Origin of the sequence: Paraburkholderia sp. (assembly GCF_034668105.1) — a bacterium.
GTDB lineage: Bacteria > Pseudomonadota > Gammaproteobacteria > Burkholderiales > Burkholderiaceae > Paraburkholderia.
In genome coordinates this window covers 1-11506 of the sequence record NZ_JAXDPY010000415.1, presented here as the reverse complement: position 1 = coordinate 11506, position 11506 = coordinate 1, and the positions used below count along the sequence as shown (strand labels likewise).

Below are 11506 nucleotides of genomic sequence, written 5' to 3'. Positions count from 1 at the left end.
ACAGTGGAATCGCCAGCGGCACGACCGCGATGTTGTCCTTCTGTTCGGCTTCATGGCGCTCTTCCGGCGTCGAACGGCTGTTGCCGATCTGCGCGTTCAGCATGTTGATCGCCATCAGCAGCATGATGATCCCGCCGCCCACTTCGAGCGACCCCACCGAAATACCGAAAAAACTGATGATCTGCTGTCCGAGCAGCGTGGTCACCGCAATCACACAGAACACCGAAATCGCCGCAATGCGGATGGTTCTGCGCCGCTCGGCGTCGCTCTGAAGCGCCGTCAGGCTCATGAAGAACGGAATGGCGCCGACCGGGTTGATCAACGCCAGCAGCGAAATAAACGACTTCAGAATATCCATCGCACACCGGTCGCGGGCAAGCGCAACCGGTCCTGGTCGTAGTCGTGTTGTAGATGAGCGGGTGAACTAGCGCTTAAAGGCTGCCCTTGGTCGACGGAATCTGTCCCGCCGCGCGTTCGTCCAGTTCGACGGCCATGCGCAATGCCCGCCCGAACGCCTTGAACACCGTTTCCATCTGATGATGGGCGTTCAGGCCGCGCAGGTTGTCGATGTGCAGCGTCACGCCGGCATGGTTCACGAAACCACGGAAAAATTCGATGGAGAGATCGACGTCGAACGTGCCGATGCGCGCGCGCGTGAACGGCACGTGGAATTCGAGGCCCGGCCGGCCGGAAAAATCGATCACGACGCGCGACAGCGCTTCGTCGAGCGGCACGTAGGAATGGCCGTAGCGGCGGATGCCCTTGCGGTCGCCGATTGCCTTCGCGACCGCCTGGCCGAGCGTGATGCCGGTGTCTTCGACCGTGTGGTGGTCGTCGATATGCAGGTCGCCATGCGCTTCGATTTCGAGGTCGAACAATCCATGCCGTGCGATCTGGTCGAGCATGTGATCAAGAAACGGCACGCCGGTGGCCAGCTTCTGCTGACCGGTGCCGTCCAGATTGATCTTCACACGGATCTGCGTTTCGCTGGTGTTGCGAACGACTTCCGCAAGGCGCATGGTAATTCCTCGAATCTAGCTAGAAAGCGATAGTAGTGTGGGATGGGAACACGGCGGGCCGCGCGCACTCTCCCCGCTTGAAGGAAGTGCCTACGCGGCCATTCGGCACGCCGTTGCTCAGTGCAGCACGAGTTTCAGTCCGGCGATCAACTGGGCGTTTTCTTCGGGCGAACCGACGGTCAAACGCACGCAATTGACCAGCAATGGGTGCATTTTACTCACGTTTTTGATCAGAACCCGTGCCGCCAGCAGCGTTTCGAACATAACAGATGCGTCGGGCACCCGCACCAGCAGGAAGTTGCCGGCGCTCGGGAACACTTCGGCGCCCGGCAATTCGGCCACGGCCTGCGCGAGTTTGGTACGCTCTTCGCGCAGTTGCGCGGCCTGGGCGTCGAGCACGTCGATGTGGTCGAGCAGGAAATCGGCGGCGGCTTGCGTCAGCACGTTGGTGTTGTACGGCGGGCGCACCTTGTCGAATTCGGTGAGCCACGCCGGCTTGCCGACCAGGTAACCGAGGCGGATGCCGGCCAGACCGAGCTTGGAGACGGTACGCATCACGACGACGTTGTCGAACGCATCGGCACGCGGCAGCCAGCTTTGCTGCGCGAACGGCTGGTACGCCTCGTCGATGACCACCAGGCTCCTGCTCGCCGCGGCGATGATGCGCTCCATGTCCGCGTCGTCGTACAGCGTGCCGGTCGGATTGTTCGGATAGGCCAGATAGACGATTGCCGGTTCATGCTCGGCGATCGCCGCCAGCGTGGCTTCGGTGTCGAGGGTGAAATCGGGCTTCAGTGGCACGCCGACAAATTCCAGATGCGCCAGCGTCGCCGACATCTGATACATCACAAAACCCGGCACCGGCGCGAGCACCTTGGCACCTGGCTTCGCGCACGCCACCGACATCATGCTGATGATTTCATCCGAACCGTTGCCGAGCAGCACGTCGCAACCCGCGGGCACGCCCATCACGCGCTTGATCTTTTCGATTAGCGCTTCCGGGCGCGGCGCCGGGTAACGGTTCAGCGCGACGCCGGCCAGATGTTCGCCGAGATGCGCGGCGAGCACCGGTGGCAGCGCAAACGGATTTTCCATCGCGTCGAGCTTGATATAGCCCGTGGCGTCCGGAACCGGATAGCTCGTCATCGCGAGCACGTCGCGGCGGATGATGTCTTGAGGTGTCGTCATAAGTCAGCGGAACGGTCCGCAAGGGAGATGCTGGCCTGGCATCGGCGCCACGTTGGCCGCGCCGGGTTGGTCTGTCTTGTCGTTATTTAACGCGAAGCCGCGCGAGAATCCGTCGGTGAAGTTCGGGGGCATCGATTCGATGCCCGCCTGTTCCCTCATCGGATTCGCCGCCTTCAGGGGCGGCTGCCCCGCCTTCAGCCGTTGTGCCGCATGCGGTATTCGGCGCTGCGGGCATGCGCCTGCAGGCCTTCACCATAGGCGAGTTCGGCGGCGATCTCGCCGAGCGTCTGTGCGCCATCCGCACTGACCTCGATCACGCTCGAACGCTTGAAGAAATCGTAGACGCCCAAGGGGGACGAGAACCGTGCGGTACGAGACGTAGGCAGCACGTGATTGGGCCCCGCGCAATAGTCGCCGAGGCTTTCACTTGTATAGCGGCCAAGGAAGATGGCGCCGGCATGGCGGATCAGCTGGCCCCATTGATGCGGTTCCAGCGCGGAGATTTCGAGGTGTTCCGGTGCGATGTCGTTGGCGATCGCGCAGGCTTCGGCCATATCGCGCACCTTGATCAGCGCCCCGCGGCCTTCGAGCGACGCACGGATCACGTCGCGCCGCGGCATGCTCGGCAGCAATTCGTTGATCGCGTCATGCACGCGGGCGATGAACGCGTCGTCCGGACACAGCAGGATGGATTGCGCGAGTTCGTCGTGCTCGGCCTGCGAGAACAGGTCCATTGCGACCCAACGCGGGTCGGTCGTGCCATCGCACAGCACCAGGATTTCCGACGGCCCGGCGATCATGTCGATGCCGACCGTACCGAACACGCGGCGCTTGGCCGACGCGACATACGCGTTGCCCGGACCGCAGATCTTGTCGACTGCGGGCACCGTTTCCGTACCGTAGGCCAACGCGCCTACCGCCTGCGCACCGCCGATCGTGAACACCCGGTCTGCACCGCCCAGCAAGGCCGCCGCCAGCACCAGCGGATTTTTCACGCCGTCCGGGGTGGGCACGACCATGACGATTTCGCGCACGCCGGCGACGCGGGCCGGAATTGCGTTCATCAGCACCGACGACGGATACGCTGCTTTGCCGCCCGGCACGTAGATACCCGCGCGATCCAACGGCGTGACCTTCTGGCCGAGCACGGTGCCGTCGGCTTCCGTGTACTGCCAGCTATGGCTGCCGCACTCGATCTTCTGCTTCTCGTGATAACCGCGCACGCGCGCCGCCGCCGCTTCGAGCGCCGCACGGCGCTTCGGCTCGAGGCTTTCGAGCGCCGCTTCGAGTTCAGACATCGGCAATTCGAGCGCCTCGACGCTCTTCGCCTCGACACGGTCGAAGCGCTTCGTGTACTCGAGCACCGCAGCGTCGCCGCGCGTTTTCACGTCGTTCAGAATCTGCGCGACCGAGCGCTCGATTGCTTCGTCTTCGCTCGCCTCGAACGCGAGCACCGCGTGCAGCGACTTCTGGAAGCCGGGAACGCTGGAATCGAGTTTGCGAATCTTGATAGACATACAGATATCCGTTTCGGTAAGGCGCGCTAAAGCGTGGTCAAACGAGCGTGGTCAGACTATTAGGCCGCGGCGCCGGCCTTCGACGCGCGTTCGAACGCGTCGAGGATCGGCCGTAGCGCGGCGCGCTTGAGCTTCAGCGCTGCCTGATTAACAACGAGGCGCGACGAAATCTGCATGATCTCCTCCACCTCGACAAGATTGTTGGCGCGCAAGGTATTGCCCGAGCTCACCAGGTCGACGATCGCGTCGGCAAGACCGACCAGCGGGGCGAGTTCCATCGAACCGTACAGCTTGATCAGGTCGACGTGCACGCCCTTGGCGGCAAAATGCTCACGTGCGGTTTCAACGTACTTGGTCGCGACGCGCAACCGGGCGCCCTGGCGCACCGCGTTCGCATAATCGAAACCCCCGGCCACCGCGACCGACATGCGGCAGCGCGCAATCTCCAGGTCGACCGGCTGATACAACCCACTGCCGCCATGTTCGAGCAACACGTCTTTGCCCGCTACGCCGAAATCGGCTGCGCCGTATTCGACGTAGGTCGGCACGTCGGTCGCGCGCACGATGATCACGCGGACATTCACGTCCGTGGTCGGCAGAATCAGCTTGCGCGAGGTTTCCGGATCTTCGGTGACTTCAATGCCGGCCGCGGCGAGCAGCGGCAGCGTCTCTTCGAAGATACGCCCTTTCGACAACGCCAGCGTCAGCGGTGCGCGCACGGCCGGCGAAGACGACGTTTGCGGCATCGAACTCATGCCTGGCTCCCGGCGACGCGGCGCACCTTGGCTCCGATGGCGTTGAGCTTGGTCTCCATCCGGTCGTAACCGCGATCCAGGTGATAAATCCGGTCGATCAGCGTTTCCCCTTCGGCGCGCAACGCGGCGATCACGAGACTCGCCGAAGCACGCAGATCGGTCGCCATCACCTTCGCGCCGGACAACTTCTCGACGCCGGTCACGAGCGCGGTGTTGCCGTCGATCGTGATGTTGGCGCCGAGGCGGTTCAGTTCCTGCACGTGCATGAAGCGGTTTTCGAAGATCGTCTCGACCACTTGCGAGGTGCCGTCGGCGAGCGTGTTCAGCGCCATGAACTGCGCTTGCATGTCGGTCGGGAACGCAGGGTATTCGGAGGTGCGGAACGTGACGGCGCCCGGACGCTTGTCCATGCGCACGCGCATCCAGTCGTCGCCTTCTTCGACCGTGACACCGGCTTCGCGCAGCTTTTCCGTCACCGCTTCGAGGATCAGCGGACGCACTTTGCGCAAGGTCACATCGCCACCAGCGGCCGCGACCGCGCACAGGAACGTGCCCGCTTCGATACGATCCGGAATCACCGTATGTTTCGCGCCGTGCAGCTTGTCGACGCCCTGGATGACCAGGCGATCCGTGCCGATGCCCTCGATCTTCGCACCCATCTCGACCAGCAGATGCGCGAGATCGCCGACTTCCGGCTCACGCGCCGCGTTCTCGATCACCGTTTCGCCTTCGGCCAATACCGCTGCCATCAGCAGGTTTTCCGTGCCGGTCACGGTGATCATGTCGGTCACGATGCGCGCACCCTTCAGACGCTTCGCGCGCGCTTCGATAAAACCGTGCTCGATCGTGATCTCCGCGCCCATGGCCTGCAGGCCCTTGATGTGCTGATCCACCGGACGCGCGCCGATTGCGCAGCCACCCGGCAGCGACACCCGGGCGTGACCGAAGCGCGCGACCAGCGGGCCGAGCACGAGGATCGACGCACGCATGGTCTTCACCATCTCGTACGGTGCGACGAGGTTATCGACTTTCGACGCGTCCAGCGACACACGCCCCTCACCGCTCTCGATACGCACGCCCATCTGGCCGAGCAGCTTGAGCATCGTGCGCACGTCCTGCAAGTCGGGCACGTTCTCCAGATGCACCGGCTCCGCGCTGAGCAGACTCGCACACAGGATCGGCAACGCCGCATTCTTGGCACCCGAGACGACGACTTCACCCGATAGCGGGTAGCCACCTTCGATGATGAGTTTATCCATGCCTGTCTCTTCCTGATATTCCCGGACTTCGGCCGGGGCTGCTTTGACTGTGTTCGACGCGCCGCTACCGGCGTCGCGCCCTTCTTGAGTAATTCGCACTAAATTTCCAGATTACGCGGTCTGCCATTCGGCGGGCGTCAGCGTCTTCATGCTGAGCGCGTGGATTTCCTCGCGCATGCGGTCGCCGAGCGCCGCGTACACGAGTTGATGGCGCTGGATCAGACGCTTGCCTTCGAAACTCGGCGAAACGATGGTCGCGAAGAAATGCTGACCGTCGCCTTCGACTTCGAGATGCTGGCAAGCGAGCCCAGCCGCAATGTATTGCTTGACCTGTTCGGGAGTCGGCAACATGAGAGAAGCTCCTGATCAGTGGCGCAGTTTGAAACCGGTGGCGAGCATGCGCATCGCCACCAGTGCCAGCACCACGAAGAAACCGGCAACGATCGCCAGGCTCTCGAGCGGATTGATATCCGACATCCCGAAGAAACCGTAGCGAAAGCCGTCGATCATGTAGAAAAAGGGATTGAGCCGCGACACTTCGCGCCACACCGGCGGCAGCGTATGCGTCGAGTAGAAGACGCCCGAGAGGAACGTGAGCGGCATGATCAGAAAGTTTTGAAATGCCGCAAGCTGATCGAATTTTTCGGCCCAGATGCCGGCGATCAAACCGAGCGTGCCGAGAATCGCCGCACCGAAAATCGCGAACAGAATGATGTAGAGCGGCGCGGTGAAGCTCACCGGCACAAACCAGATCGTCACGATGAACACGCCGAAGCCGACCGCCAGACCGCGTGCCACGGCAGCGAGCACGTACGCGCCGAACATCTCGTAGTGCGAGAGCGGCGGCAGCAGCACGAACACCAGGTTGCCGGTGATCTTCGACTGGATCAGCGAGGACGAGCTATTCGCAAATGCGTTCTGCAACACGCTCATCATCACGAGACCGGGAATCAGGAAGCTCGTGTACTCGACGCCCGGATAGACCTGAACATGACCGCGCAACGCGTGCCCGAAAATCGTCAAATACAGGAGCGCCGTGATGATCGGCGCCAGCACGGTCTGGAACGCCACTTTCCAGAACCGCAGGATTTCTTTGTAAAACAGCGTGCTGAAACCACTATAGCCGCTCATGCAAGCCCCTCGATCACTTCCGGACCGTTCATCACCTGAACGAACACATCTTCGAGGTCGGCTTTGCGAACCTCGATTTCTTCGAATGTACAACCCGCTGCGCGGCACTGCGCGAGAATCGGTTCGACCTCGTCGTAGCTCGACAGGCGCAGCAGATGCTGGCGGCCATTGCCGTTGCCCGCGCCGCTTTCCACTTCCAGCGGACGCAACTCAACCGGCAGGACGCCTTGCGCAAAACGCAGGAACAATTGCATGCCGGCAAAGCGCTGCAGCAGCGCGCTGGTACGCTCGAGCGCGACTACTTCACCGCGCCGCAACATCGCAATGCGGTCGCATAGCGATTCGGCTTCTTCCAGATAGTGCGTGGTCAGCACGATCGTGTGGCCTTCGCGATTCAGGCGCGAGATGAATTTCCACAGCGTTTGACGCAACTCGACGTCGACGCCGGCAGTCGGCTCGTCGAGCACGATCACCGGCGGCCGGTGCACCAGCGCCTGCGCCACCAGCACGCGGCGCTTCATACCGCCCGACAGCGCACGCATGTTGGCGTCGGCTTTGTCGGTGAGGTCGAGATTGGCCATGATCTCGTCGATCCACACGTCGTTATTGCGCAGCCCGTAGTAGCCGGACTGGATGCGCAAGGTTTCGCGCACGGTGAAGAAGGGATCGAACACGAGCTCCTGCGGCACCACGCCGAGCGCGCGGCGCGCGTCGCGGAAATCATTGACGACGTCATGGCCGCGTACCGCGATGCTGCCTTCATCGGCACGTGCGAGACCGGCGAGGATGCTGATGAGCGTTGTCTTGCCCGCGCCGTTCGGACCGAGCAGTCCGAAGAACTCACCTTCTTCCACTGTGAGGCTGACGCCCTTGAGCGCCTGCAAGTCCTTGTAGCGCTTCTTGACGTTACGAATTTCTATGGCTGACATGACTGTGGGCCGCGTGTGCCGCGGCGCCTAAAGGAGCCCCGAGGGGGCGCAAAGTGCTGGAAGGGACGAAATTGGGGCCGGTTATCTGCCCCAAAAAACGTTTGATTATAGGGCAAAAATCGGTAACCCCGACTTGGTCGGGGTGATTGGAAGGGACGCTAAGGGAGCGTCAATGTCGCGTCGAAATAAGGGTATCGACGCCGTAGGCTTGTGCGAGGCTGGCGAGACCAGCCGGCAGATTGACAATCTCGAACTTGACGCCGCGTGCCTGAGCGGCACGCTCCCACGCGAGCAGCACGGCCAGCGCGGACGAATCGAATTGCGCGAGCGACGCGCAATCCACGCCGTTCGCGCCTGCGGCAATGCGCTGCAAACCCGCCGCGAGCGCGGCTTTCGCGCTCTCGTGGGTCAGCGTCGCACCGCATTCGAAGCGGTTCGCGACGGCGTTCAGCACCTCGCTCACGACTGCTTTCCCGCGGCCAGTTGCTGATTGCGCTGCGTGAGGAACTGGATCAGCCCGTCTACGCCCTTCTGCTGGATCTGCTCGTTGAATTGCTGCTGATACGCCTGAATCAGCCACGCGCCGAGCACGTTGATGTCATACACACGCCAGCCGTTCGGCGTCTTGTACAGACGGTAGTCGAGTTCGATCGGCGAGCCGTTGTTCATCACCACCGAGCGCACCACCGTGTCGGTGTCGTCCGGGTTCATGCGAAACGGCTTGTACTGGATCTGCTGGTCGCGCACTTGGGCCAACGCACCCGAATACGTGCGGATCAACAGCATCTTGAACTGTTCGACCACCTGGTTTTGCTGCTCAGGCGTCGCGGTGCGCCAGTTGCGGCCCATCGCCAGTTGCGTGGTGCGGCGGAAATCGGTGTACGGCAGAATTTTTTCGTTGACGAGTTGGGTGATGTGCGAGATGTCGCCCTGCTGGATCGACTTGTCGGCGCGTACAGCGTCGATCACCTGCTGGGTGACCGTCTTGATCAGGCCGTCCGGTGAATTGGCGTCGACCGTTTGTGCCGATGCACCGGCACTGGCGAAAGAAAACAACGCAGCGAACAACGGAATCAGGAATAGTTTTTTCATATCGGACCTTGCTTGCCTTAAAAATAGTGCACCCGTTTGAGCCGACATTAGCACGCGAGTTCAGCGGCAATCCATGCGCAAACTGCGAGAGTCGTATCGATCTGTTACGGCTGCACGATCAACGCAATTTGAATGACGGAAAGTTGAAACGATTCGGCGGGACCAGTTGGCCGGCCGGGATTTGCGTCGTTTCCGGTCCGCCGTTCAGATCGAGCGGCGGGGTTTCGGTGCTGCCCGAGGCGGCCTCCGGGGCCGCAGCCGTGCCGGTCGCGCCAGCGGTTGCGCCCGCTGCCGAGGCAGCTTGCGGTGGTGACGCCGTTGCGGTACCGGAAGCAGCGGCCGCCTTCGCAGCCGCACCTTGTGTGCCTTCTGTACCGGCCGCGCCGGTCATGGCGCCGGCCGGCGCCGCAGCCGCGCCGCCCTCGACGTCGTCGTACTTCGGCAGCGGCGCTTCATCGCCGTAGTTCGGCAGCGCCTGCGCCTGCTTGCCGTCCGACAGCAGATACTGGCGCCGTTGCAGATACGCGTTACGCACGAACGAATACTTGTCGAGCGCGGCGCCTTCCAGCACGTCGCTCGCGCTCAGCAGATTGGCGCGTGTGTTGACCACGTTCAGGCCGTACAACGCCCAGCTCAGAGCATCCGGATGAATGTAGCTGAGCGGATTCACATAGTAATTGCCGACCGAGCCGACCGCGTCGCGCACCGTGCTCGGGCCGAACAGCGGCAGCACCAGATACGGACCCGCCGGCACGCCGTAGTGACCAAGCGTGAGGCCGAGATCGTTGTCGTGCTTGGGCAGCCTGGCGAGCGTTGCCACGTCGAACAGACCGCCGACGCCGAACGTCGTGTTGATCACGATCCGCATAATGTCTTCGACGCCATCGGTGATCTTCAGTTGCAGCAGGTTGTTCGCCGCGATGTAGACGTCGCCGATGTTCGAGAAGAAGTTCGTGACGCTGTCGCGCACCGGTTGCGGCGTCGCCCACACATAGCCTTTCGCGACCGGCTTCAGTGCGTACTGGTCGAGCTTGTCGTTGACGGTGAAGATCGTGCGGTTCAGGCCTTCGAGCGGGTCGCCCTTGGTCGGCGTCTGCACAGTCGAGCAGCCGACGAGCGTAGTGACCGCGAGTGCGAAGGTCGCCATCTGGACGGCGCGCACACCCTTTATGCCTATGGTCTGCATTTTTGTTCTCCTTATTGACCTGCCGCGCCGGAGGCGGGCAGAGTCGGCGCCGCCGGCGCGGGCGCCGTGGCGGAGCCGGCTGCGGGGGCAGCCGAACCCGCGCCCGGCTTGGATGCGCCCGAGTCCGCGGCCTTGCTATACAGGAATTGTCCAATCAGGTTTTCGAGCACGATCGCCGATTGCGTCATCGAAATCGTGTCGCCCGCCTTAAGCATCTCGCTGTCGCCACCGGGTTCGAGCCCGATGTATTGTTCTCCCAGCAGACCCGAGGTCAGGATCTTCGCCGAGGTGTCTTTCGGAAACGGGTATTGCTTGTCGATATCGATCGTGACGACAGCCTGATACGCGTTGCTGTCGAAGCCAATCGAATCGACCCGGCCGACCGTCACGCCCGCGCTCTTCACCGGCGCGCGCGCCTTCAGCCCGCCGATATTGTCGAACTTGAGCTTGACCGGGTACGTTGCCTGAAACGACAACGAGCTCATATTGCCGGCTTTCAGCGCGAGAAAGAGCAACGCCACGAAACCCAACACCACGAACAGGCCGACCCAGAAGTCGAGAGCAGTCTTTTTCATCGTCATCCCAAAGTGAATCCGCCACGCCGCTCGCGCTTGCCGTCACGCGCAACCCGAGGCGCGCCCAATGACGGCAAGCGTGCAGCGCAGTGTTAGCTGAACATCAGTGCGGTCAGCAGAAAATCGAGGCCGAGCACCGCAAGCGACGCGTACACGACCGTCCTGGTCGTGGCGCGCGACACGCCTTCAGGCGTCGGCTTGGCTTCGTAGCCCTGAAACAGCGCAACAAAGGTCACCGCGACGCCGAACACCACGCTCTTGATGACCCCCGCGCCGACGTCGCGCCAGACATCGACGCCGCCTTGCATCTGCGACCAGAACGCACCGGCATCGACGCCGATCAGCAGCACGCCCACCACATAACCGCCGAACACACCGACCGCGCTGAAGATCGCGGCCAGAATCGGCATGGAAATGATGCCCGCCCACAGCCGGGGCGCCACCACGACCTTCACTGGATCCACGGCCATCATTTCCATGGCGGTAAGTTGCTCGCCCGCCTTCATCAAGCCGATCTCAGCCGTGAGCGAGGTGCCCGCGCGACCGGCGAACAGCAGCGCCGTGACCACCGGCCCGAGTTCGCGCACCAGCGAAAGCGCGACCAGAAGCCCCAGCGCCTGTTCGGAGCCGTAGCGGTTCAGCGTGTAATAGCCCTGCAGCCCGAGCACGAAGCCGACGAACAGCCCTGATACGGCGATGATCACCAGCGAATAATTACCCACGATGTGGATCTGCTTCGTGACAAGGCGCGGCCGGCGCAGCAGCGGGAAAAACTCGAGTAACAGCCGGAAGAAGAAACGCGTGGCATACCCGGCCCGGCCCAGCCCGCCGATCACCGAACGGCCGATCGCACTG

At 62.6% G+C, this 11506-nt stretch carries 14 protein-coding genes; all 14 read right to left on the bottom strand.

Annotated elements, in window-relative coordinates; translation table 11 throughout:
- On the bottom strand, positions 1-358 hold a 358-nt coding region (locus QOC89_RS18565), incomplete at its 3' end, for an NAAT family transporter (RefSeq protein WP_323046360.1).
- A 73-nt stretch (positions 359-431) separates the two neighbouring features.
- On the bottom strand, positions 432-1019 hold the full coding sequence (hisB, locus tag QOC89_RS18560) for an imidazoleglycerol-phosphate dehydratase HisB (protein ID WP_179734719.1): 588 nt from the start codon (positions 1017-1019) through the stop codon (positions 432-434).
- 117 nt (positions 1020-1136) lie between these two features.
- The gene (hisC, locus tag QOC89_RS18555) at positions 1137-2207 is read right to left on the bottom strand and encodes a histidinol-phosphate transaminase (RefSeq protein ID WP_323046359.1); all 1071 of its coding nucleotides are present in this window, start codon (positions 2205-2207) and stop codon (positions 1137-1139) included.
- Between the two features lie 194 nt (positions 2208-2401).
- Positions 2402-3724, bottom strand: a complete 1323-nt coding sequence (gene hisD / locus QOC89_RS18550) for a histidinol dehydrogenase (RefSeq protein ID WP_323046358.1) — start codon at positions 3722-3724, stop codon at positions 2402-2404.
- Between the two features lie 59 nt (positions 3725-3783).
- Positions 3784-4479, bottom strand: coding sequence for an ATP phosphoribosyltransferase (gene hisG / locus QOC89_RS18545; RefSeq protein WP_323046357.1), 696 nt, complete (start codon positions 4477-4479; stop codon positions 3784-3786).
- Positions 4476-5738, bottom strand: coding sequence for a UDP-N-acetylglucosamine 1-carboxyvinyltransferase (gene murA, locus QOC89_RS18540; RefSeq protein WP_323046356.1), 1263 nt, complete (start codon positions 5736-5738; stop codon positions 4476-4478). The genes hisG and murA overlap by 4 nt, the downstream gene beginning before the upstream one ends.
- A 111-nt stretch (positions 5739-5849) precedes the next feature.
- On the bottom strand, positions 5850-6089 hold the full coding sequence (locus tag QOC89_RS18535) for a BolA family protein (protein ID WP_063497505.1): 240 nt from the start codon (positions 6087-6089) through the stop codon (positions 5850-5852).
- Between the two features lie 15 nt (positions 6090-6104).
- Positions 6105-6869 carry an ABC transporter permease gene (locus QOC89_RS18530; RefSeq protein WP_179734727.1) on the bottom strand — a complete coding sequence of 255 codons (765 nt, stop codon included), beginning with the start codon at positions 6867-6869 and terminating at the stop codon, positions 6105-6107.
- Positions 6866-7798 carry an ABC transporter ATP-binding protein gene (locus QOC89_RS18525; RefSeq protein ID WP_323046355.1) on the bottom strand — a complete coding sequence of 311 codons (933 nt, stop codon included), beginning with the start codon at positions 7796-7798 and terminating at the stop codon, positions 6866-6868. The genes QOC89_RS18530 and QOC89_RS18525 overlap by 4 nt, the downstream gene beginning before the upstream one ends.
- Before the next feature lie 169 nt (positions 7799-7967).
- Positions 7968-8261 carry an STAS domain-containing protein gene (locus QOC89_RS18520; RefSeq protein ID WP_323046354.1) on the bottom strand — a complete coding sequence of 98 codons (294 nt, stop codon included), beginning with the start codon at positions 8259-8261 and terminating at the stop codon, positions 7968-7970.
- Positions 8258-8890 (bottom strand): ABC transporter substrate-binding protein, encoded by a 633-nt coding sequence (locus QOC89_RS18515; protein WP_323046353.1) that lies wholly within the window; start codon positions 8888-8890, stop codon positions 8258-8260. The genes QOC89_RS18520 and QOC89_RS18515 overlap by 4 nt, the downstream gene beginning before the upstream one ends.
- 118 nt (positions 8891-9008) lie before the next feature.
- The gene (locus tag QOC89_RS18510) at positions 9009-10076 is read right to left on the bottom strand and encodes a VacJ family lipoprotein (protein ID WP_323046352.1); all 1068 of its coding nucleotides are present in this window, start codon (positions 10074-10076) and stop codon (positions 9009-9011) included.
- Positions 10077-10087: 11 nt separating this feature from the next.
- A complete protein-coding gene (gene mlaD, locus QOC89_RS18505; protein ID WP_323046351.1) occupies positions 10088-10651 on the bottom strand; it encodes an outer membrane lipid asymmetry maintenance protein MlaD in 564 nt (187 codons plus the stop codon).
- Between the two features lie 92 nt (positions 10652-10743).
- Positions 10744-11506 (bottom strand): lipid asymmetry maintenance ABC transporter permease subunit MlaE (gene mlaE / locus QOC89_RS18500; RefSeq protein WP_323046350.1); only part of this gene is annotated, 763 nt, incomplete at its 5' end.